At 51.0% G+C, this 24,377-nt stretch carries 16 protein-coding genes; 8 read left to right on the plus strand and 8 right to left on the minus strand.

The window, feature by feature from the left end; genetic code table 11:
- Both AC2215_RS03380 and AC2215_RS03385 read left to right on the plus strand, forming a co-directional pair.
- On the plus strand, nt 1-587 hold a 587-nt coding region (locus AC2215_RS03380; RefSeq protein WP_486808544.1), incomplete at its 5' end, for a transposase.
- A gap of 305 nt (nt 588-892) precedes the next feature.
- On the plus strand, nt 893-1,246 hold the full coding sequence (locus AC2215_RS03385) for a hypothetical protein (RefSeq protein WP_486808545.1): 354 nt from the start codon (nt 893-895) through the stop codon (nt 1,244-1,246).
- A 166-nt stretch (nt 1,247-1,412) separates the two neighbouring features.
- Here AC2215_RS03385 and dnaA read toward each other — a convergent pair whose 3' ends face one another.
- From dnaA to AC2215_RS03410, 5 genes are all read right to left on the minus strand, one after another.
- Nucleotides 1,413-2,771 carry a chromosomal replication initiator protein DnaA gene (gene dnaA / locus AC2215_RS03390; protein WP_486808546.1) on the minus strand — a complete coding sequence of 453 codons (1,359 nt, stop codon included), beginning with the start codon at nt 2,769-2,771 and terminating at the stop codon, nt 1,413-1,415.
- A 45-nt stretch (nt 2,772-2,816) separates the two neighbouring features.
- The gene (locus AC2215_RS03395; RefSeq protein WP_486808547.1) at nt 2,817-3,062 is read right to left on the minus strand and encodes a 2TM domain-containing protein; all 246 of its coding nucleotides are present in this window, start codon (nt 3,060-3,062) and stop codon (nt 2,817-2,819) included.
- A 185-nt stretch (nt 3,063-3,247) separates the two neighbouring features.
- A complete protein-coding gene (locus AC2215_RS03400; RefSeq protein WP_486808548.1) occupies nt 3,248-4,543 on the minus strand; it encodes a sensor histidine kinase in 1,296 nt (431 codons plus the stop codon).
- Between the two features lie 197 nt (nt 4,544-4,740).
- On the minus strand, nt 4,741-7,755 hold the full coding sequence (locus AC2215_RS03405; RefSeq protein WP_486808549.1) for an ATP-binding protein: 3,015 nt from the start codon (nt 7,753-7,755) through the stop codon (nt 4,741-4,743).
- Between the two features lie 874 nt (nt 7,756-8,629).
- The gene (locus tag AC2215_RS03410; protein ID WP_486808550.1) at nt 8,630-8,842 is read right to left on the minus strand and encodes a hypothetical protein; all 213 of its coding nucleotides are present in this window, start codon (nt 8,840-8,842) and stop codon (nt 8,630-8,632) included.
- A gap of 77 nt (nt 8,843-8,919) precedes the next feature.
- Between AC2215_RS03410 and AC2215_RS03415 the strand changes: the two genes are divergently transcribed.
- The 3 genes from AC2215_RS03415 (at nt 8,920) to AC2215_RS03425 (ending at nt 10,703) form a co-directional block, all read left to right on the plus strand.
- Nucleotides 8,920-9,336 carry a secondary thiamine-phosphate synthase enzyme YjbQ gene (locus AC2215_RS03415; protein ID WP_486808578.1) on the plus strand — a complete coding sequence of 139 codons (417 nt, stop codon included), beginning with the start codon at nt 8,920-8,922 and terminating at the stop codon, nt 9,334-9,336.
- Nucleotides 9,337-9,393: 57 nt separating this feature from the next.
- Entirely contained in the window at nt 9,394-9,738 is a 345-nt protein-coding gene (locus AC2215_RS03420; RefSeq protein WP_486808551.1) for an anti-sigma factor antagonist, read from the plus strand.
- A gap of 158 nt (nt 9,739-9,896) precedes the next feature.
- Nucleotides 9,897-10,703 (plus strand): amino acid ABC transporter substrate-binding protein, encoded by an 807-nt coding sequence (locus AC2215_RS03425; RefSeq protein ID WP_486808552.1) that lies wholly within the window; start codon nt 9,897-9,899, stop codon nt 10,701-10,703.
- Between the two features lie 490 nt (nt 10,704-11,193).
- On the opposite strand, the gene AC2215_RS03430 is transcribed toward AC2215_RS03425, so the two are convergent.
- From AC2215_RS03430 to AC2215_RS03440, 3 genes are all read right to left on the minus strand, one after another.
- Complete coding sequence (locus AC2215_RS03430; RefSeq protein ID WP_486808553.1) at nt 11,194-17,577, minus strand: translocation/assembly module TamB domain-containing protein; 6,384 nt, start codon at nt 17,575-17,577, stop codon at nt 11,194-11,196.
- Nucleotides 17,578-18,278: 701 nt separating this feature from the next.
- Nucleotides 18,279-20,981: a type I DNA topoisomerase gene (gene topA / locus AC2215_RS03435; RefSeq protein ID WP_486808554.1), complete on the minus strand. Its 2,703-nt coding sequence runs from the start codon at nt 20,979-20,981 to the stop codon at nt 18,279-18,281.
- A 441-nt stretch (nt 20,982-21,422) separates the two neighbouring features.
- On the minus strand, nt 21,423-21,668 hold the full coding sequence (locus AC2215_RS03440; protein ID WP_486808555.1) for a peptidoglycan-binding domain-containing protein: 246 nt from the start codon (nt 21,666-21,668) through the stop codon (nt 21,423-21,425).
- Between the two features lie 58 nt (nt 21,669-21,726).
- Between AC2215_RS03440 and AC2215_RS03445 the strand changes: the two genes are divergently transcribed.
- From AC2215_RS03445 to AC2215_RS03455, 3 genes are all read left to right on the plus strand, one after another.
- Nucleotides 21,727-22,269, plus strand: a complete 543-nt coding sequence (locus AC2215_RS03445; RefSeq protein ID WP_486808556.1) for a sigma-70 family RNA polymerase sigma factor — start codon at nt 21,727-21,729, stop codon at nt 22,267-22,269.
- 342 nt (nt 22,270-22,611) lie between these two features.
- Nucleotides 22,612-23,337: a deoxyribose-phosphate aldolase gene (gene deoC / locus AC2215_RS03450; RefSeq protein WP_486808557.1), complete on the plus strand. Its 726-nt coding sequence runs from the start codon at nt 22,612-22,614 to the stop codon at nt 23,335-23,337.
- A 55-nt stretch (nt 23,338-23,392) separates the two neighbouring features.
- On the plus strand, nt 23,393-24,055 hold the full coding sequence (locus AC2215_RS03455) for a DUF2834 domain-containing protein (RefSeq protein WP_486808558.1): 663 nt from the start codon (nt 23,393-23,395) through the stop codon (nt 24,053-24,055).
- The last annotated feature ends 322 nt before the right edge of the window (nt 24,056-24,377 follow it).

Here is a 24,377-nt window from a genome sequence, read left to right on the forward strand (position 1 = left end):
AAGCGGAGCTAGAAATGCTCCAATGGGCCGCCGCCACTGGTGAAATCGATCTGCTGTATCTTGATGAGTCTGGGTTTTCCCAGTGGAGTCAAGTGAGCTATAGCTACTATTTCCAAGGGGAGCAGAAGCGACTCGAACAGACTCGCCGTCGTGGTCGTCGGGTGAGTATTTTAGGAATCTGGCAACCGGGGGTGCGCTTTGATTATGGTCTCGCCATTGGGGGAATATCCGCTCACAGCTATATCCGGATGATGGACGCTCAAGCAGCACTTGCCGCCTCTGAGTTTGAGCGTGAGGGACGAATTCGGGTGATTGCTGTCGATTGTGGCCCAATCCATACGAGTAATGCCGTCAAAGAGAAAATGCTCGAGTGGGAGGCGAGTGGGTTATACATCTTCTTCTTTGCTAAATATTGCTCCGAGATGAATCCAATTGAGTTGGAGTGGCAACACCTCAAAGAAGAAGAAATTGCCGGACGGATGTTCTCCGATGAACTGGATTTAGCCTATGCAGTGATGGATGGGGTGGATGCGAGGTTACACGCGAGTGGGTGTCGGGTTGAGCGGTTCCGATTCAATTCTGGCTAATTACTTTACATTCCTTTATCTACCTTTAGATTTCCACACCTACCTACTTAAGTGCAAAAAAAATAATAAAAATAATTAGAAAAAATATAATTAATGAGTTAATTATATTTCTCTTTCCAGGTCCCTTTATATGTCTCATTGGAGCTCTCATTGGTAGTCTATATCTTGGTCTCATTGGAGCTCTAACCTTTGGTCTCACCATGAGTATAACTTGGGTTCTAATTGAGGTAGGTCAAGAGGTAGGTCAAGTTGAAATACAAACGAAAATAACCCCCAATCAAGGTATAAAAAATTCACAGCAAAATATGGCAATTATAGTCACAATTGCCGCCATCGCCGTATTTCCTCTCAAATTCCTTTTAGAGTTCCTTTTCTCCCTCACGCTTCTCGATCCCGATCTGAGTCGCGGGATTATTTGCGCAATATTATTTTCTGCAATATTTATCATCTTGGCTGGATTCACTTTAGGTGGCGCAGATGCCCTCATCAAACACATCGCCCTGCGCCTCGTCCTCGCCTGGAACCGCTACGTCCCCCTCCGCTTCGACCTGCTCCTGAACTACTGCACCGAACGCCTGCTGCTGCAACGGATCGGCGGTCGCTATCGGTTTATGCACAAGCTGCTGCAAGACTACTTTGCGAAAATGGAACTAGAGTGAATGGGGCAGGAGAGGCAGAGGGAGCAGAGGGAACAGAGAGGGAAAATACATCCTCAGTATTCTGGTGTCCTAACTTGAGTGGCGACTGCTATAAAAATTCAATTAAAAATTTCCCCCATTCCCGGTTCTCCATCCTCGCCAGAAACTCTCCGATCCTAAACTGACGTTAACTATCAGAAAGCTGAATCCGATCGCTAAGACGATCGAGAGTCTGTTTGAGCTTGGGATCGGTATTTCTCAGTTGGGCAATTTTTTCGCAACTATACATCACCGTCGTGTGGTCTTTGCCGCCAAAAATTTCGCCAATTTTGGGCAAACTCAAATCGGTATATTGACGCATTAAATACATCGCAACTTGCCGCGCTTGGCTGATTTCCCGACGGCGAGAGTTACTTTTCAAATCCTCGATCGAGATATTAAAGGTTTCCGTTGCCGCTTGCAAAATGGCTTCGGGAGAGGCTTCAATTTTCTCGGTTCGAGGATTGAGAACCGGGGCGATATTTTCTACTGTCATCGGCAATCCAGAGATGGAAATATACGCCACCGCCCGAATAAGTGCCCCTTCCAACTCGCGAATATTCGACGTATAACTGGCGGCAATATATTCGATCGCCTCTCGGGGCAAACGCATATTTTCGTATTCGGCTTTCTTTTGCAAAATAGCCATTCGGGTTTCTAAATCTGGAGCTTGAATATCGGCAATTAACCCCATGGAAAACCGGGAACAAAGGCGCTCTTGCAATCGAGGAATGCGATCGGGCGGGCGATCTGAGGCCAAAACCACTTGCTTGCCCGCTTCGTGCAACGTATTAAACGTATGAAAAAATTCTTCTTGCGTGTATTCTTTCCCTTCGATAAACTGAATATCATCAATTAAAAGTACGTCTGCAGCTCGGTAATGGTCGCGAAAACTCTGCATGCTATCTCGACGAATTGCCGAAATCAAGTCATTGGTAAACCGCTCTGTCGACACGTAAAAAATTCTCGCATCCCCATCAATTTCCAGGCGATAGTGACCGATGGCTTGCATTAAATGGGTTTTTCCCAACCCCACCCCACCGCAGAGAAACAACGGATTGAATTCGCGACCGGGAGATTCAGCAACTGCCAGAGACGCCGCATGGGCCATGCGATTGTTCGATCCGACGACGAACCGGGAAAACAAGTATTTGGGATTGAGTTGCGGGGGTTTGGCGTGCAGGTGACGAGTGGGTTTTTTTTCCTCGGGTGGCGGCCAGAGCATTTCTGCTTCCGCACTGTTGGTAACAACATCCCCTTGCGCCGTACTCAACTGAATTTCCACCTCATAGCCGAGAATCTCAGCCACGACATCGGCAATGGTTTTGAGATAGTACTTTTGCAGCCAATTGCGCGCAAAGGGGTTAGGCGTCCGAATCACCAAACGATGCGCGTCCAAAGATTCGGCGCTGGCCGTTTTAATCCAGGTTTCAAATGTGGGTCGGTTAAGCTGTACTTCTAAACGCTCTAGAACCCGACGCCAGAGCTGGTCTACTGAGATTTCCACCGAATCTACCTCGTCATCTCATTGCACGCCAAGCTACGACAGTTACTAACTTTCGGCGGAATAATCGGCGATCGCAAATACGTAAAGGGTATGAAGTAACAGCACCCCCGTCCAAATTCCGGTCGTCCAGATGGCCCAAGACCCATCCAATCGATACAGATTATAGATAAACCACAAACCAGAGTTCCCAGCACAGAAGACGGCAACGTGAAATGCATAGTTGACGCGGTCTCCGAAGCGTCGGAACTCCGGATCGCTTCGATCGGGTTTGCGCGGCCAGGTTGGGGGCATAAAATCACCTAAGAACGATCGAGATTATGTATTTTAACCCAATCTCTGTCCGGCTGAGCATTTGTGGGTAATGGAGAATGGACAATAGACAATTATGGGTCAGTAGCGATGCTCTTCCCCCCACTTCTCCGGCTCCAATCCATTTGAAAGTTCAAAATCATTCCTTGTCAGCTCCCCCATTCCCGTCACGAATTGCGATACATCGAGACACTCGAAGGCTCAATGGGAATCTCGAACACGAACTCCGATCCCGTTTCCGGCGACGAGTTATAGGTTAGTTTGCCGTGATGTTGCTCGACGATGACTTGATAGCTGCTCGATAAACCCAATCCGACCCCTTTTCCGACGGGTTTGGTCGTGTGGAAAGGGTCGAACAATCGAGAGCGCTCTTCCTCGGGAATCCCTTTGCCATTATCAACGATCGCGATGGCAACTCGATTCTCACCGATGGCTTGAGTGCGAATCTGAATTTGCGGGTGGCTCAAAGCGGGAGTTTCTTTCATCTTCTGTTCGATCGCATCGATGGCATTATTGAGAAGATTTAAAAAGACTTGATTCAGCCGTCTGGCATGGCAAGTGACGCGCGGTAAATCGCCGTAGTCTTTGAGAATTTTAATGTTCGGACGATTATCTTCGGATTCGAGGCGATGTTGCAGGAGCATCAAAGTACTGTCGAGACCTTCGTGCAAATTAACCGCTTTGATGTCGGCTTCGTCCAATCGGGAAAACAGGCGCAATCCCAATACGATCGTCCGAATGCGATCGGCTCCCGACTGCATCGAGTCTAACAGTTTTTGCAAGTCGGAATCGAGAAAATCGAGGTCAATTTCATCCATTCTCTCGCGAAGCTTTGGGGTGGGTTCGGGATATTCTTCCTGGTAGAGTTCGATTAACTCGAGTAAGTCTTGAATGTATTCTCGCGCCGGAACGAGATTACTGTAAATAAAGCTGACGGGATTATTAATTTCGTGAGCCACTCCAGCCACGAGTTGTCCGATGGCGATCGCTTTTTCTTTCTGAATGAGTTTCTCTTGGGTGGTTTGCAAATTTTCTACGGTCGTTTGCAGTTTGGTATTTTTGGCTTGTAATTGTGCTTGCAACCGTTGAATGGTGAGTTGATTTTCAATCCTCGCTAAAACTTCTTCAAACTGAAAAGGTTTGCTCATATAATCAACTCCGCCGGCTTGAAAGGCTTTAACTTTATCGGATACATCATCTAAAGCACTTAAAAAAATGATGGGAACCCCACGAGTTTTTGGATCGGATTTTAGCTTTTCGCAAACCTCATATCCGTTCATATCCGGCATATTAATATCGAGTAAAATCAGATCGGGCAAGACTGCATTCACGGCCGTCATTGCCATGGTTCCGCTAATTGCTTTGCGGACGTTATACCCGCGCTCTAGCAACATTTTCGATAGAAAGCGGATATTGTCGAGGGTATCGTCAACAATTAAAATATCGGGTTGATTGGAGGTCATAGATTTGAGAGCCGTTCGAGCGAATTCGGTAAAATTCTGAAGTTGGCATGCAGCTTACTGTAGGCGATCTCGTCAAAACTCAATAGCCGGGAAAGAATTCTCGTACTCTTGCTGGTATCGATAAATGAGCGCGACCTGCGATCGAAAAACGTTCGGGCAGTTTCGGGTAACGGGAACAGACAATCGGAACGACAAGCTTATCCGGGCTGTCGGTCATCTGTCTGGTTCTGCAGACCAAATGTTGCCAGCTCGATCGCCACATCAAACTGGAAATTTTCCACTAGCTCTATTATCGCCTCCGCGACAGAAACTCGTTCTGGAGGCAGTTGTTCGAGTAGCTCGAAAATCAGCAGATCGCTACATTGCAATGCAGCGTGGTGAAATGGCTCCAGCCACGATATCGACATCGTGGTCATTTCCGCTTTGAGACGATCGAAGGTGAGTTGGTCGGTTGGATTTTGGCTAGAAGTGGTGAGTTCTTGGACTTCGTAAATGTATTCCACTCCCAGGTATTGCCTCATTTTCGCGAAGAGTTCTTCGGTGCGAAAGGGCTTGCGCACGAAGTCATCGCAGCCGATTTTTAAGATTTTCTGGCGGTCTTCTTCAAAGGCACTCGCCGTTAAAGCAAGAATCACCGTTGGCGCGCGATCGCCCTTTTGCCCATCTGCGGGAGTCTCGCCATCGGAGGATCGTTGCTCTTCTTCTCTGGCTTTAATCTCGCGGGTGGCTTCGTAGCCGTTCATCACCGGCATGCGCATATCCATCCAAATCAGGTGTGGCTGCCAATGTTCCCAAATTTCGATCGCTTCTCGACCGTTGGTGGCTTCTCGCACGTCAAACCCCACAGAACTTAGCAGTTTCACGAGCAGCTGGCGGTTTTCCCACCGATCTTCAACCACCAAGATCCGATAGCCCTCATGAGGGGATGCTAAGCCGATGACTTTACGACAATCGAGGGGTTGGGTGGGTTCGATGGCATTTTGCATCACCGGTGTGAGAGCGAGCGTGAAGGAAAATCGCGATCCGCAATTCACTTCGCTCTCGACGGTCATCTCTCCCCCCATCAGTTCGACGAATTTGCGGGCGATGGGCAATCCCAAACCCGTTCCCTGGCGCATCCGCAAACCCGATGCGGTTTGAGCGAAGGGTTCAAATAATCGATCGCGCTCTTCGGGGGAAATGCCGGAGCCGGTATCTTCGACTTCAAATTGCAGCCATAAGCGGGGGGGAGAATCCGGTGCCATTTCTTCTTCTTCGGGAGACTCAATGGCAAAAACCCGCAAGCTGACGGTTCCGGTGGCGGTGAATTTAATCCCATTGCCGAGCAGGTTGATTAAGACCTGACGCAATTTGGCTTCATCGGCGCGAACGTACCGGGGAACGTCGGAGGTTCGATCGAAAACCAGTTGCAACCCTTTGGATCTCGATCGCACTTGCAACAGTTCTTCGAGGCTATCGAGCAGCTCGTACAAATCGAAGCTATCTTCGTTGAGGGTGACTCGTCCGGCCTCGATTTTCGACATATCCAGAATGTCGTTGATTAAGGCCAGGAGATGTTCGCCGCTGCGATCGATGGTGCTTAAATACTCCTGATACTCTTTGGGGAGGGAGGTATCGCGATTCATCAGTTGGCTGAAGCCGAGAATGGCGTTGAGGGGAGTCCGCAATTCGTGGCTCATGTTGGCGAGGAATTCGCTTTTGGCTCGGTTGGCCGCATCAGCCGCTTCTTTGGCGAGACTCAGTTGAGCGGCTTGCTCTCGGCTGCGCTCGAGCATTGCCCGGACTTTTTCGGCATTGGCGCGTTCCCGTCGGGCGATTTTTCTCAGGTACGCTTCTAACTGTTTGCGATCGCTCACGTTCACCCCAATTCCCCAAGAATCCCAACCGGAAATGGGAAAGCGATCGGAAATATTCGACCAGGCGACGGTTTGAGTCTTGCCGTCTTTGCAGGTAATGTCCCATTCCCAATTGCGATAGTTGTTGCCCCGCACTTGCCACGCGGCTATCATCTGTTGCCGGTAGGCGGGATCGGGATAGAGAAGGTTGAAGGCATCGGGATTGCCGACGATTTCTTCGGCGGCATATCCGGTAACCCGCTCGCACTCCCGGTTCCAGAGGACAATTTCTCCGTTGGCAGCGATCGCATCGAGCATTACCGGCATTTCTTCGAGAATCTCTTGCAGGTGTTGTTCGTTCTGGCGCAGGGCGACTTCTGCCTGGAGGCGATCGCGCGACTCCACGGCCAGGGCGCAGGTATAGGCAAGAGAGGTGGCAAAATTCTGTTCTTCGAGAGACCAGATTCGGGGGGTGTGGGTGTGTTCGAGGCAGATAACGCCAATGGTTTGCCCTTGGAGGTGGATGGGGGCATCGAGCATCGAAGCGATCGAAAACGGTGTGAGCTCGGCTTGGCACAACTCGGCCGTTCGCGGATCGGAACTGGAGTGATTGGCAACGATCGCGCCTTCGGTTTCTAATGCCTGAAAATAGGTCGAATAGCGATCGCGATGCAGTTGCATCCCCTGAGTGTGTTTCTCGGTTGTCCGTTCGTATAAGTTGGCACACTGAAGAATCGTGCGATCGTCCTCGAAAAACCAAATGCTCGCCCGTTCCACATCGAGGATTTGGGTTGCCAGTTGGGTGATTTCCCGCAGCATCTCCCCAAAGTTGCCTTCGTAACGTTTTTGGATTTGTACCAGGGCAAGTAATCCCGCTTGCTGGGTTTTCAAGCGACCTTCACTCTTTCGCAAGACCGACTCCACCTCCTGGCGGCGCAAGATTTCCCGCTCGAGGTCGGCATTGGCCCACTCTAATTGGATCGTGCGCTGGCGAACGCGATCGTCGAGTTCTTCGTTGGCGCGGCGCAACTCGGCTTCGGCATTTTGGCGTTCGGTCACTTCCCCGGCGAGCGCTTGATTTGCTGCTTCTAGCTGTTCGGGAGTTTGTAGGTCTACAAGATACGGCAGTAAGCGAAACAGGGCAATGGCGCTATACCAGGAGACCAAAACCGTCATACTGCGCTCGAGACCCCAAAGCCAGTGGGTTGGAGACCATAGAGATACGATGTCGAGCAGGTGTTCTCCTCCGCACAAGAGAACTACGACGGCGAAGGCAACGATCGCCTTAGGAAATTCAAGTTTCGGGTGCTTGCGGACGAAGTAGACGAGCATGACCACAATCGCAAAGTCCGCGATCGCGATTAGAAGGTTGCTCATCCCGTACAGTTGGTTCGCGGATATCAACCCGAAGTAATTGCTACCGGGCTGACTAGACCCGACGAAATCAAGTCGCTCGGTCAGGATTTCCCACATAAAAGTTATTTGGCAAACTCAGCTAAGCGCTCGAACCTCTTCTGCCTAGCCGAAGAGCGAGCCTAAATTTTTAGATTGTATTTTATAATTTACCGATCGACTCTAAAGTTTCTGTTATTTAATTCAAAAAAAGTATCAGAGATAACAAATAAATTTAAATTTTTTTTTATTTCTAATGAAATATTATAAAATAACTTTTATCTGAACTTCAAGCTAGATCTTTAGATATCAAACCCTTGAATCGAGAGTAAGCGAAATTTATTCCCTGACTCCTTACGATCGGGTTGAATACTGTTCCCATTCTGCCTGCTTTGTTTCTCTCCTCTGGCAATATGCACCACATTCCCAAACCATCGATCGAGGGAATATTAAGAGCAATTTATCTCACGAAAATACGGCGCTCGAGGGCGGATTGACGATTGAATTAGGGGATCTACTCATGGGTTCGCGAAGCATATTCTAGCTTTTTGGGGGCAGCTGCGCTAAGGTCATATCGCTGGCTACCCTACATGAGCTTAAGATTTACGTTATAAATAACCTCTCAACCGATACACTCAGGGCAAACGCATCTTAACCTACGTCAGTTCGGGATAAAAAGTGTCGGTTGGGGGTGGGGTGTAGGGTGTGGGGTGTAGGGGGTAAAGTTTCCTGCTTGAGCTTGTGCTTAGAGTCGATTAGAGCCAGCGGGGTGAGAGGTTCTTCTACTCATGACTCGAATCCACATCACATCCTGGACTTTCAAGTATCCTTAACCCGAACTGAGGTTAACCTGGATGATTCATGAGCCGGTGACGAAGGTGCGATCGTGTGTCTGTCTGACGGGGCGATCGCGATGGGAATGACTGGTTAAGATGCGTTTGCCCTGCGAACTAGCAAGGGAACGCCGACCGCAGGGGGGATAGAGATACTGGTGTGAATTTGAGCTGTCCGCACCCAATGTGGCGACTGCTATCAAATTGGGTTTTCGATCGAGACGATCGCACTTTGCCACCGGAATTTTGCATTGAACTGGGAATGAAAAGACGATCGACTGGTACATTAATTATCGACACTCCACTTCCCCCGATCGTGAATCACTACCAGCAAACTCTGAGAATTCACACCAGCGGCAAATCCCTCACCCGCGTTACCCGCCAAATCGAGGCGACTGTCAGCGAAGCCGGCATCCAAACGGGGTTGTGTACCTTGTTTTTGCGCCATACTTCTGCCAGCCTAGTCATTCAAGAAAATGCCGACCCTGACGTTTTAGTCGATTTAGAAAACTTTTTTGCCAAACTCGTCCCCGAAAGTGGTTACTATATCCACAGTGCGGAAGGGCCTGACGATATGCCCGCTCACATCCGTACCGCACTTACCCATACTTCAGAGCAAATCCCCATTTCGCGCGGTCGTTTGGTATTGGGAACTTGGCAGGGTATCTACATTTGGGAACACCGTCAGCACCGTCACCACCGAGAACTCGTCGTCCATATTAGCGGAAATTAATTCACTCGTTAGCACCCGGGGTGAGGGGACGATAAGACTCTACTTTAGCGCTTCAATATGAACATTCAGATCGAAACCCTCGAAGACATCACCCTAGTCAATCTCATTGGCGACCTCGATGCCAATACGGCCCCCCAGGTTCAAGAACGAATATTACCGATGGCGAAAATATCCGGTAAGGTACTGTTGAACATGGCCCAAGTGCCCTATATGTCCAGTGCGGGTTTGCGGATGTTGCTGCATCTCTACCGACAAGTGGGAGAAGATGACGGCCAAGTGGTACTCGTTGGACTGGTGGAGGAGATTCGAGAAACGATGGAAGTGACGGGATTCTTGGCGTTTTTCGAGACTTACGAAACACTGGATACGGGAATGGAGGCTTTGGGAAGTCATAAGTCATAAGTGATAGCTAAGAATCGAGATAAAAAAGGTATACATCATTTTGAATTCCTCAATATGCCAGTTGCTATAGTTGCTATATCTGTGGGTTCGATCGAGTTTTAAAACACCCATTGTTGGAAAATATGTTGAGAAGTCTTTTAAAAAGTTTTCCAATTGTTTTGTCGCTCTCGCTGTTCGCGAATTTACAACCCCTTCTTGCTACTTCAATTTTAGAAGAAATTAAAGAGACGGGCGTTCTCAAAGTTGGTTTGCGGCAAGATGCGCCCCCCATCAGCTATCGAAATGGTGAGGGCATGCTGACGGGGTATTGTGTCGATGCGATCGCTGCCCTCAAACAAAAGCTTCAGGATGAGTTAGAAATCCCCTACGAAATTATTGTCGATATTTATACGTCTACCTTAACAAATCGCTTTGAATTAGTGGCTGATGGCACGGTTCACCTCGAATGCGGACCGAATTCCGTGCGTGACGATCCTGAAAAATTTATTTTTTCCCAGCCTTTTTTTATTTCCGGAACCCATTTTCTGATTAAAACCAACCGTCGCAGTAATCTAGATTATCAAGGCAGTTTAGATGAGGTGACTGTTGGTGTTTTACAAGGGACGACGACGGAAACATTTGTTCGGGAACGCTATCCTCAAACAACGCTTCAATCTTTTTATGGGAATACGGGAAAATTTAGAGCAATTGAAGCCTTAGAAGATCGAATTGATGCGTTTGCTAGCGATGGTATTTTACTGATTGGGGAAATTGTCACCCGAGGTTTACCGCTGAATCTCTATCAATTGGTTCCCTTAAAACCGCTGAGTTGCGAGTATTACGGGATGATTTTGCCGGAAGGGGATGAGGATTGGGAAGAGTTTGTGAATTCCGTTCTCGCGAGCGAGGAGGCAGAACGGATTTGGAAGGATTGGTTTGAGGTAAAGTTTCCTTATATTAAATTAGAGGCAGAGTTTTGCAATTGAATCTCTAATTGTCAACCTTTAATTAATCTCAACTAACCTAAAAGTCTTCTCACATACAAAATTAATTGTATAAGGGAGTATGATATGAATCAAAATGTTTGTAAAGCAATTGATTTTAGAACGATTACCAAAAGATGAGCGAATCAGCTTGAGCAATCCTTGGTATTTTTGAAGGAAAAAAATGCGTGTGTACAAACATTGCTCTTCAAGCCGCTACTGCTGCTATGCAGAATTAAAAATGCGTCTTGAAAAGTTGAACGGGACAGAAACTGACACCGCTCACTTTTCGCAAAATGAAAAATGAAAACTTTTTACTGTGTATAGCTTTCAACGGTTGAGAGCTGGGTAGTTATTTCTGCCGCATTGCACTACAGTCTATCTTGAGTCCGGTCAATGCGATCCATCGCTAGACTGGCAATTTTGGGAGTATAAGTCTAGAAGATTTCAGTCATCGGGTTTGGGTCGAAATCTTAAGGTATCGATCGGAGATTTAAAACCTTAAATTGTACTCCACCCGAACATCCCCAAACTCATAATCGTAGGTGGTTGTTAGATAGGAATCGTCATCGATATCATAAACCGCTTCAATTTGACCGATCGGGAAAACGCGCAAGTCTCGCAACCCCACTTTTTTCCCGGCACTGGATGCAAAATCTTCAATCTGGAAGATAATATCGTCGGCGACGGGTTGCACGACAAATCGCAGCAGGGCAAACTGCAACAGTTCCTCCCCTTGCAGACTGGCAATTTCCTCAATACCAGTGATGATACCCCCAGTCATTAAGCGCACGATTTGGGCTTTGCTGCGTTCAGGGGTACTGGTAATGGTGACCGAGGGAGGTAAATCGTCGTCGATGCCGCGATTTTGCAGAGAGGAGACGATTTCTTGGGCGTACCCATCAATGTCGATGCGGACGTTAATCTGTTCCGGACGGCGGCTGATAACCAGGTCGGGGTCGGGAATTTCCCGTTCGGTGCGATCGCGCAGAACATTGCGCCGGTCTTCAAACACCAGGGTTCCCAACTCCAAATTGATGTAGGGATCGAGCAGTCCCCGTTCCGGCAGAAAGACCACCTGCTGGGGCCTGCCGCGAACGATGAAGAATCGTCCCTGGTTGCCCTGACCCGACAGCAGCAAGGTTTGAGAGAGGGGAATGGTGATAACCCCGCGGGTGACGTTAATCGTACCGTCGGGTTCCAATCCCTCCAGTTGCGTGTTGAAAACGCTGCCATTCAGGGCGAGATTCCCGTCAATGCGGACATCGAGAATTGGCGATCGTTCGATGCGGAATCCTTCGCCGATTTCGACCTGGAAATTATCGAAGGTGGGGATGACGGGCAAGGTATCGTCGGCATCGGACTCCAACGCCGTCTCGAACTCGGAACGGGCCACAAGTTCGGTGTTGGTAGAGTTTCCGCCCCCACCACCTACCACGGGAACGGTAAATTTACCCTCGGCTACCCGCACGTTTCCGGAAATGACGGGAGCCAGGGCCGCACCGGTCAGAATCACCTTGCCATCGACTTCTCCTTCAAATAGACCGTCTAGGGAGAGTTCCCCTTCATTGAGGGTGATGGTAAAGGGTTCGATATCGTTTTTCGGAACGAAGGTAGGTAGGGTTCCGGCGATCGAAAGGGTACTGCCGCCAAACTCGCCCAGGATGTCGTTAGCGGTGATGGCGAAGGGATCGAACTCCAGTTCGCCGTTGAGGGTGAGGGTTTCTTCCAAGGCGGCGGTTTTGAGGGTGGCTTTCTCCAGGGTAATGTTACCTCGGGCGTTGCCCAGCAGCACCGGGAGTAATACCGATGGGTTTTCGGTGTTGGAATCCCACTCTCCGGAGGTACTGAAATTCAACGCCATATCCCCTCCAACCCACTCAGCTTGTCCGTTGGTGAAGACGGGGAGGAGTTCCGTCGCTTCGGTGGAAACCTTAACGTTCAAAGCAATCGAATTGTTATCTGGGGTGGTGGGATAGGGGAACTCGGCGGTGACATCCAGGTAGGAGGGTTCGGGGGTTGCCAAGCGAAATAACGCATCGTCGTAACCGAACTGGGCCACGAGGGTATCGAGGGGTTGACCTTTCCAACTGGGATTTTCGATCGCCACTTGCCCGTTGAGTTCCAAGTTGGCGGGGAGATTTTCCGGACTGCCGCCAAAGGTTGCCCCGACTTCGATCGTTCCGGCGACATCTGGGGGAATTTGGACGAAGTTGCCGATGGTATCGAGGGAGAGATTTTCCACTTTTACCTCCCCAGATACTGCTGTGGTAGAAGCTTGGGCGGTGAGAGAGGCGATCGCATCTTCGATTTGCAACTGCGCCGGTTCGATGGTGAGTTGCCCGTCTTCTAGGTTGCCTCGGGCAACAATGCGATCGATTTGAATCGTCCGTCCTTGTTCGATAGTTAATCCCAGGCGATCGTTAATCGCTAAAAACTCGGGTTGCGGCTGCCACAACCAATCGACCGCATCGAAGGCGAAGTTCCCCGAGGGGTTGCCGATGGTTCCTCCCACTTCCAAATTGGCGGTGTAACTGCCGGTAATATCGAGTTGGGTGGGCGGCCCGACGGCGAGGAGTTCAGCCGCCCGTTCCTGGAGGCGGGCGTTGATGGCAGCGAAGAGGTTGAGTTGGGCGATGAGGGAACGTTCGGGCAAACCGACTGAGGGTAAATCTAATTCCCCGATACTGAGATTGGGGGAACCGATGCCACCCCGTTGAATGATGTCTTGGATATCGAACCAGTTCCCCAGGGCGATCAGGTCTTGGATGTAGCCCTCATTTACGTTTACCCGACCGTAGATGGGACTGGCGGCGAGGTTGTAGTCCCCGGCGAGGAGGCGATCGAGATCGATGTCGATACCCGCTTCTACGTCGTAGCGACTATCGCCGATTTGCAAGACGGCATCGTTGAGGCGGGCGCTACCGTGGGTGTAGGCGAAGTTCCCGGTAAAGGCATCAGCTTGTAAGTAACCCAATCCCGGTTGGACGATGGCAACGCTACCGGCCGTTTCCAGGGTAAACAGATTGAGGGCGATTTCCCCGGAAACGTCCCCCGTCACCGCCCCGCGAATACCTAAATCTGTGGCGGGGGCGATATTGAGTAGGGCGACGGAAAAGTTTTCTAGATTCACATCTAGGACATCCCCGTTTCGCCGTCCGGTGGCGACGATCGGGGTTTGAGTTCCTTCCCCTTGTCGCAAATCGAAGGAGACGGGGAGGTAGGGGAGGGAAAGAAGGTTGGGGCGATTGGTGGGTTCGAGGCGGGCGGCAATGCGATCGCGATTTCCCCGCAAGTCGATGGCGATTTCGTCTCCAGTTCGCACCACCACATCTCCGGCTAAAACCGGATCGAAGGTAATCTCGTTCAGCCGCAGGTTTGCCAGTTGCAAATCGCCAACGAGGTTGACATTACCGGGGGCGAGGGGGTTGCTGAGGAGGTTTCGCCCTTGCAATCGTCCGGCAAAATCGACGCTGCCGCCAATCTGGGCAGTGTCGGGAAGGGAGACTGTCCCGAGGCTGGCTTGTTGGATAAGGCGCGTTAGGGGGAGTCGGGCCGTATTGTACCGGGCGGCGATCGCTAAGTCTAAATTGCCGATATCCGGGGCGGTGGTGAGGTTTGCCAACACCAGATCGCCGTTGAGGTTGACGGTTTCTTGCCCCAGTTGGACGGCGATATTATTGGCAGCAACCGGAATCGGCGATGCCCCCAAGGCGAGGAGAGGTTCTAAGGGGCCGGCGAGGTCGATTTGGGCATTGAGGGGGGGCAGTTCGTCTTTGGGAGAGAGTTTGTTACCGGTGGTGGCGGCAACTTGGCGGAGGATTTGGCTGGGATTGAGGTTGTTGGCCGTTACCGAAGTTTGCCAGCCCCCACCTGCTAAATTTGCGGTGGTATCGACGATGCCTCCACCCACCCCCAGGCGGGCGTTCACAGAGGCAGAGGGGTTGAGGGTATTAAAGTTTTGGGTTCGGGCGGCATCGACTAGGGCGTTAATCCCTAGGGTGGCGTTGAGTTGGGAATCGAGAAGGGTCGCCGCCAGGGGTAAGCTGGGGACGAGGTTTCTCAGAGGAATGGCGGTGGTATCGGCGGAGATATCCAGAACCCCGGAATTGACGCGGGCGATCGCGTCGACACGACCCCCTGCAACCCCCAGCAACAGGTCGGCTTCGGCATTTACCCCAGAAAAGTCCTGAGACTGAGCGGCGGCGATTAAGGTACCGATATCGCTGTCTAAGCGCAGGTCGGAATCGAGCAGGGCTACGGAGGCGGGTAAGTCGGGAACGAAGGCACTCAAGGCGATGGGGGCGGTATCGGCAGCCAGTTGCACCCCACCCCGATCGATGCGAGCGTTGGCATTGACGGCACTGCCATTGACGGCCAGTTGTAAGTCGGCGTTGGCGTTGAGTCCGGTGATATCCTGGGTTTGGGCTGCGGCGACGATCGCATCCACAGAACTATTCAAATCTACCCGACCGCCGAGGAAGTTCACAGCGACGGGTAAATCTGGTATTAGATTATCTAAGTTGATGGCGCTAATATCAGCCATCACGTCCACGGCCCCCCCATCGATGCGGGCGTTGGCATTCACCGTTCCGTCGTTCACCCCCAGCAGCGTATCGGCGTTGATTTGAATTCCGGTTAAATCTTGAGTTTTGGCCGCAAGAAGTAGGGAAGAAATCGACGTTTCGATATCAACTTGACTCTCTTGCAACGCCACCGAAACGGGCAAGTCGGGCACCAAGTTACTCAGTTGAATTTGCCGGGAATTTATCGTCGTGTCGAGATTTCCAGAACGAACTTGAGTCTCGATATCGATACTGCCTTCGTTCGCGGCAAGTTGGACGTTGGCGTTAGCGTTAATCCCGGAAAAGTTTTGGGTCTCAACCGCTGCTAATAGTTCGTTAATTTCCGATGCCGCATTAATATTTGCCCCTAAAAGGGTAGCGGAAATCGGTAAATCGGGAACCCAATAGTTAATAATATTATTCAGGGCGATCGAACTCGAATTTACATCTAAATTAACCGCCCCTTCTGTGACCACAGCATCAAGATCGATGTTCCCTTCATTCGCCACCAAACCCACATTTACATCAGCATCGAGAACCGATAAATCTTGCGTTTCGATCGCCCCGATGATTTCCTCAATCTCCCCGGTTGCATTAATATCGGTACTCGTCACCGCAAGATTTAAGGGAAAATCTGGTAAGACGTTATCTAGGAGATTGCCCAGTTCGATAAATCCCGAATTCACGGCAACATCCACCGTTCCTTCCTCAACAATGGCACTGACATCGATCGGATTTTCATTGGCGGCGAGTGTCACATCCACATCCGCCTGAAGCCCGGAAAAATCTCGATCTGAAACCGCCGCGAGAATCTCGTCAATTTCCGTTCTCGCGACAACATTTGCCCCGAGTAATGCCAACGCCACGGGAACATCCGGCACCAGGTCATTTAAAATCGGATTGAGGGAAAGTTCGCCCGATTCAACAACGACTTCTACTGCCCCTTCTTCCACATCCGTCGAAATATCGATCGTCCCTTCATTCACCCCCAACTCAATCTCGGCATCCGCTTGAATTCCCGTATAGTCTTCCTCTTCGACAACCGCTAAAACATCATTTAACGTCGTCGCCACATCCACCTGGGTTGCCAACACCGCCACCGATACTGGGGCGTATTCCGTCACATCCACGGCAATCTCATCTCGATCGCGAACCGCAGCCGAAATTTCTGGATTCTCGATATCCCCGACAATCTTGGCTTGGGCTTCCACCCTTCCCGCAATACCAATCGGCAGTTCTACCGCCACCAACTCCGCAGCCTGGGCGATATCGAAAGGCAAAACATTTATATTGACATCCAACCCCTCCGCCAGATCGGCAGTTCCCCCCACATCCACTGCAACCTCCCCCGCCTCTGCCTGGAGTTCGTCGATGAGAACCTGCTGTTCCACAAAACGCAACAACCCGTTGGCGGTAACGGGTTGGGTAATAAAATCAGTTTCGGCGGCTAAATCTTGTAGTTGCAGAACCCCTTGGAGGGTGGACGATTGCCACTCTTCTACGCTGGGCAATTCCACATTCAGATTACCCCCCACTTCCCCATCTTCAATGCGAACGGGAATATCCGGAGGCAGCAGCGGACTCAACTGGGCGAGTTGTATGTTGTTGAGGCGAACTGCGGCTTTGGTTTGGGCGGTATCGAGGCGACTTTCCCCCGCTAGGGCAACTTCTCCATCGGCAACATTCACCGTTAAATCGTACCGCCCTCGGGTCATTTTATCGCGCACCCGCACCGATCCATCGGCGGCGATCGTCACCGGAGTCGTAGCCTCGTAGGGCAGCAGCGTCACTTGGGCATCCCGAATTCGGATATCGGGTTCTAGGGTGATGGGGGGTTCTTTATCGCTTTTGGGGAGGTTCAAATCTAGCTTCACCCAATTCCCCTCCTCATCCTCTGCCGCATAGATTTTTGGTTCCACCAGCGTCAGCCGAACGGGTAAGTTCCGTCCAATCAGGGGTAATGGGTTATAGTTCACCTCGATCGCTTTAACGGAAACCTCGAGTTCGTCCTCCTCCCCCGGATAAATCGTCGTTTCCCCCAACCGAACCCCCGTCAGCGTCCAAGAAAATCGATCGATCGCCCCAATTTCTACATCCCGATTCAGCACATTTTCCAGTTGCGTCTCGACGATACCGGGAACGAGGCGGGGAACCAGCAGTCGAATGGCAACGTAACCGCCCCCAACCGCCAAACCGACAACACCTAGGGCAATTATCGAAGCGGGTCGTTTGGCAAAATCGAGGAGGCGACGACCGATAGTCGATGGAGAACCTGACTCAGATTCCGGGGGAGTGGGGGGAGTGGGGGTCATGATGCACCTCCTCGAACACTAGCCGATCGCCTACCCACAATAGAACGATCGAGGACGGGTTGAGTTCCGATCTCAATTAAGGTTTGTCTTGTTGTGAAAGGATGCACCTCGATCGAAACAAGGGAAAGTTTCGCAACTCACATCCCTTGCCAATTTCCCCTGAAATACCGCTAAGTGACATACTCCCGACGCTCCCCTGATGGGAGAGCGCGGGCTTCTTACCAACTCCACCCAACGGTTCGGATACTCGGTAAGCTTTATTGACGACACGGGATGCCCCTCCGCACCGGTTCTTTTATTGAATTTGTTTGAGTTGACAGGCGGCAGTTAGCACTTATTGGTTTTACCTGCCTTGGGTATTGTACCCGACCTGCCAATATCCCGACGCTCATTTGGCACGGCGCGGAATCAAAGATTCCTTACATCGCCGCCAAACAGAGCGCGGGGCTGCTGGCAGGGCAGCTCAAATAAATATTGCTAACTTAAAATCGAGCGCGCACTTATTCTATCAGGACTTACGCCTCCACATGGCATCTCGCCGTAACAGTGGGTTAGGTTCGTCAAGATCTACAGGGAAGCTTGCTGAAGATTTCTCGCCCACATTCACTCTTAACACCAAAAAACCGCATCCCCAGTAAATCTGGAAGGATGCGGAAGATTGGAGGAATAACAACAACTAACGAATTGTCAATTGTCCATTATCACGACTCCGCTGTTTTCTTAGCGGTGGTTTTCTTAGCGGTGGTTTTTTTGGCGGTAGACTTTTTCGCTGTAGTTTTCTTGGCGGTGGTTTTCTTGGCGGTGGTTTTCTTCGCCGTAGACTTCTTCGTTGTCGTTTTCTTCGACTTCGAGGTGGATGACTTCGCCGCCAACAACTCCAACGCTTTCTCCAACGTCACGGATTCTGCCGTTTCCCCTTCAGGGAGGCTGGCATTGGTTTTCTTGTACTTAATGTAGGCACCGTAGGGACCATCGTAAATATTAATGGCTTCGTTATCCTCGGGGTGATTGCCCAGTTCTCGCAAGGGTTTTTTCGTGCCCCCACGCCGTCCCCGCGTCTTTTTCGGTTCGGCGAGAATTGCCAAGGCCCGATCGAGTTCGATGGTGAGAACGTGGTCGTCTCCTTTGAGGGAACGGTAATCGTCTTTGCCCTCTTCGCCGCCTTTTTTATGGACGATGTAAGGTCCGAAGCGTCCCAAACTCGCCTGAATCTTGTTCCCCGTTTCCGGATGAACCCCCAGCAGGCGAGGCAGCGACAGCAACCCCACTGCCATCTCCAGGGTGACATCTTCCATATTCGTCCCTTTGGGCAGCGATGCCCGTTTGGGTTTGGGATTCTCCTCGGTTTTTTCCCCCAACTGCACGTAGGGGCCGTAGCTGCCGATGAGGATGTAAATCGGTTCTCCGGTTTCCGGGTGCAGCCCGACTTTCTCGGGGCCTTCGGTTTTTTGCTTGAGTAGAACTTCCACCTGTTCCGGATTCAAGTCCGCCGGGGTGAGGTTGTGGGGAATGGACGCCGTTACCGTCTCCCCGTCGTTTTCCACTTCCAGGTACGGTCCGAACTTGCCGATGCGAACTTTCACCGGTAAGTTTTCGAGTTCGACGGTTTTGGCTTCGGCCGGTTCGATTTCGCTTTCCCGTTCTTTCACCTGGGTGGCAAGTCCGGTGTCTCCGGCGTAAAACCCTTTGAGATAGGGCAACCATTCCGCTTCCCCAGTGGAGATGCGATCGAGGGTGGCTTCCATTTTGGCGGTGAATCCCGGATCGACTAAATCGGGGAAATGTTTTTCCAACAAGCCGCTGACGGCAAAAGCGGTAAACGTCGGCACCAGGGCATTCCCGTTCATCTGGGCGTAACCGCGATCGACGATCGTGCCGATGATGCTGGCGTAGGTACTGGGTCGGCCGATGCCTTCGCTTTCGAGGGTTTTCACCAGCGAGGCTTCTGTATACCGCGCTGGAGGCTGGGTTTCGTGACCCACGGGGACGATTTCGGTGCAGTTGGGATTGTCCCCCACCGCCAGCCGGGGCAACAGTACCTCGCTATTTTCCAGGGCGGCATCGGGATCGTCGGACCCCTCCACGTAGGCGCGGAAAAAGCCGGGGAAGTCGATGCGCTTGCCACTGGTGCGGAACTTGGCATCCTCCACCTGCAAATCGACGCTGATAAAGGTAAGTTGGGCATCGGCCATCTGCGACGCCACCGTCCGCTTCCAAATCAGATCGTACAGGGCGAGTTCCCGGTCTTTAAGTCCCGTTTCTTTGGGGATGCGGAACTGGTTTCCTGCCGGACGAATGGCTTCGTGGGCTTCTTGGGCCCCTTTGCTTTTGGTGGCATATTGGCGGGGTTCGGGGGAAAGGTATTCCGTGCCGTACTTGCGTTCGACGCATTCGCGGGCCGCGGCGATCGCCTGTCCAGACAAATGCACCGAATCCGTCCGCATGTAGGTGATGTAGCCATTTTCGTAGAGGTTCTGGGCGATGCGCATCGTATCCCGCGCCGACAGCCGCAGTTTTCGGTTCGCCTCTTGCTGCAAGGTGGAGGTGGTGAAGGGGGGAGAGGGTCGGCGCTTGGAAGCCCGTTCGTCGAGTTTGGCAACCGTCCAGGTTTTATCCGTGAGGCGTTCTTGGAGGGCACGCGCTTCTTCCTCGTTCAGGAGGAGGACGTTGCGTCCGGCGGCGATTTTCCCAGTGGCTTCGTCGAAATCTGCCCCCGTTGCCACTTTCGTCCCGCCCACGGAAACCAGCTTGGTCTCAAAGGGAGTCGAATCTTTCTCTAAGCTGGCTTTCAAATCCCAGTAGCTACCCTGGCGGAAGGCGCGGCGTTCCCGTTCGCGCATGACCAGCAGGCGCACGGAGACCGATTGTACCCGACCGGCAGAGAGTTTGGGGGCAACTTTCTTCCATAGCAGGGGAGAGAGGGTATACCCCACCAGCCGGTCTAAAATGCGTCGGGTTTCTTGGGCGTGGACGAGTTGTTCGTCGAGGTCGCGGCAGTTGTTGAGGGCCGCTTGAATTGCCTCTTCGGTGATTTCGTGAAACACCATCCGCTTGATGGGCACTTTGGGCTTGAGGACTTGTAGCAAGTGCCAGCTAATGCTTTCTCCTTCGCGGTCTTCGTCGGTAGCCAGTACTAGTTCGTCTGACTCTTTGAGGGCATCTTTGAGGGCCTTGACAACTTTTTTCTTATCCTTGGGGACAACGTAAATCGGCTCGAAATCAGCCTCGACGTTTACCCCCAGCTGGGCCCATTTTTCTTTTTTGACCGCTGCGGGAATTTCGCTTGCCGATTGGGGGAGATCGCGCACGTGACCCATGGACGCTTCGACCTGATGAGTGGCTGGCAGGTATTGGCGGATGGTACGGGCTTTGGTAGGAGATTCAACGATTACCAGGGTTGACATGAGACGGTTCGCTTCGACCAAGACACTAACGGGACAGTCGGATGGGGAAGGGTGGGGACGATCGCCCTCTAGACACTGAAGGTAATCTCACCATATCCCCGATCGCGCAAAATCGACAAGAATCGCCGATCTCCGGGCAGGGGAATTTTGAGTCGAATGGGAATTCCCTCGACTCGTTCCTTCCTTTCCTTATTAATTGCACACACCTATCGAGTTGCGTCAAGGTCGTACCTGAATTTTCCCTCGCCAGAATACATCGATAGACGATCGCATTCTTTTAAGGTTTGCAAACAGGTTTGGCGTTGGCATCCAACAAGTCGAGCGATCGCTCGAAAAGTCCCTCAAACTTCCTCAAAGTCCATTCAAACGCCTCAAAATCAACCCAAACCCACTCAAGTACGGTACCCTCGTACCGCACTTGACTTTTTTGAGTCGCGCTCTTTAGGATAACCCCAACACAACGCAGAGTTGAGTCACCTCCCCAGAGCCATCGCTGGTTCCTTTTGCGGTTTTAAAAGCTTGGACGGCTTCTTGAGTCCGCCGACCCAAAACCCCATCCACTGGACCGGGATAGAATCCTTCTTCTCGCAATCGGCTTTGAAGTTGGCGAGTCACATCTCCAAAGCGATCGCTTCGGTTTTTAGCCGTTTCAAAGGCTGGCACGGCTTCCTGAGGAGGTTGACCCAAAACCCCAGATAATTCTCAGGCTCGCGAGCGCTTTGATGAAGAATTTCGGACTCTCGTGATGCCGAACACTCCCGAAGCTTATTCCGTGTTTACGTCCGTTCAGCAACGGTTGCGGCAATTTCGTTTGTGGAATCACGAACCCGATGAAATTCTCAATGACGTTTACGTGCGTGGGTGCAAACTCATTGACTCTGGAACTCCGATTCAAAAACCACTGGCTTGGATTCGGTCTACTGCATTTAATGTCATTCACGAACGCTCTCGCGAACGCAATAAAATGCGCAATTGGACCCACAAAGTGGATTTAATTGTTGTCTCAGTTTTGCCACAATTTAATGTAGACGATTGTCAGACTGATGACCCTAATTATATCGCACTCAAATCGGCTTTGTCTAAAATGGCACAGAAAGATATAAAGATCTTACAGTTGCGCTATGGGCAAGATAATTTATCCTGGCAAGAAATTGGCAAGCGATTAGAAAATGGGGCGCACTGCTCCACGAATCCAGCAACATTAAGACAACAAGGCTTTCGAGCGCTAAAGCGACTGAGGAAGCTGTTTCATTCGTCTTTGGAAGAGTTAAATGTCGGTATTCGATAGTTGAAATTATTCACTCGAAGGTTAAGTTGGTCAAAACTTCTCGATTGAAAGTGTGGTGTGAGATATTTACGTCTGTTTCGATTCAAAAAAAGCATCATCGAGCCGAAAGATTGAACCTCGAAAAGCTCGATTGTAAATCCCATTCAAACTTGAAAAATTTCAAGCACGTCAAGTCTTTTTCAAGAATAACGATCGCAATCGAAGGTCTGTTAGGGGTTTTTGATTCACTGTCAATCCGTTCGCCCGCGCCCTATCTGTTTCTCAATGGCTCGTTTCTCGATAAAATAAGGCAGTCTTGCGTTTGAGAGCGAGATCGATATCTCTCAATCGAATTGCATCTCATTGCCCGATCGCACCTCTCCCAACAATATCGTGGAAACTCGACCCGAAATTGACATCGCCCCCTACATCGATCACTCCCTCCTCAACTCTATGGCAACCCCCAAATACGTCGAACAGTGGTGTGCCGAAGCCGATCGATTTGGGTTTGCGGCAGTTTGCATTTATCCGAGTTACGTGCGCCTCGCCGCCGAATTCCTCCACGGGAAATCCCCCAAAGTCTGTACCGTTATCGGCTTTCCCACCGGGGCAACCACCTCAGCCACGAAACTCTACGAAGCCTGCGAAGCCGTGGAAAACGGCGCGCAAGAATTAGATGTCGTCATCAATCTAGCCTGGTTGAAAATGGGCAAAACTGATGAAGTGCACCGGGAACTGGGGGAAATTTGCGAAGAGACGGGAAAACCGGTGAAGGCAATTTTGGAAACCAACTTGCTCACACCTAAAGAACAGCGCATCGCCGCAGAACTGAGTCTGGATGCGGGGGTGCAATTTATTAAAACCTCTACTGGCTGGAATGGCGGTGCGACAATCGAAGATGTGAAGTTTCTCGCCTCTGTGACGAAAGGACAGGCGGGACTCAAGGCTTCCGGAGGCATCCGCAACCACGATGATGCCGTGGATTTTATTCTAGCTGGGGCCACTCGCTTAGGGACTTCCTATGGGATGACGTTGTTGCAACAGCGAGAAATGGCAGGAGAAGAAGATGGGGATGGGGATGGGGTGTAGGGTATAGGGTGTGGGGAAAGACTGGGTAGCCCCTTGAAATTTGCTTTTGAAATTAATGCTGAGAAAAATCATCTTTTTTTCAATTTGGTTGGGATTTATCGGTTATGCATTTCTTTTTGCACCGCCCGATCGCCCCGACACGTTGGAACTGATAAAAAACCTATCCGCCGGTAATTGGGATGGCATCAATCCCCTCATCGTTGCCCTATTCAACCTGATGGGAATTTGGCCCGCGGTTTATGCCAGTTTGCTGTTTGCTGACGGACGGGGACAGAAAATCGGGGCGTGGCCGTTTGTGCTGGGGTCTTTTGGCTTGGGGGCATTTGCCCTGTTGCCGTACTTGGGATTGCGGCAACCGAATCGGGAATTTGCGGGCGAGAAAACGCGATCGATCCGGTTGTGGGATTCTCGGATTACAGGCATTGTGCTCACCGTCGCGGCAGCCGCGATAATTGCCTACGGCTTGCAGGGGGCTGATTGGGCGGATTTTGTCACTCAGTGGCAAACCCGTCGGTTCATCCACGTCATGAGTTTGGATTTTTGTATGCTGAGTCTGTTGTTTCCCACATTACTCGGCGATGATATGGCGAAACGGGGGATGGAAAGTTCGATCGCCTTTTGGGCGGTGTCGTTGGTGCCGCTATTGGGGCCATTGGCATATCTATGCGTTCGCTCTCCTCTACCAGATTTCAATGGACAATTGACAATGGACAATTGACAATGGGTCAGTTGCGAAGCTATGCCCCTTCTCCCCATCCGAAGTGTGCTCGTGTCTTTCTTACACTCGGGTGGGTAAAGCATTTGGATATGTTATAGCTGTTCGCGCCCTTTTCATTACAGATTTTCAGTCATGGGGAACGGGGAACGGGGAACGGGGAACGGGGAATGGAAAAAAAGGATTTTTTCAAGAGTGTAAATAAACCACAAGAAGCGCTATAGGTTTCGTTTGTTGCAGAATTTATTGCTCAAATGCTTGTGCCCCTACAACCTCCCCATTTTTAATTTTTAATTCTCTCCCCATCACCGCGTCTCCGTGTCAC

The organism is Zarconia sp. (genome assembly GCF_057467645.1).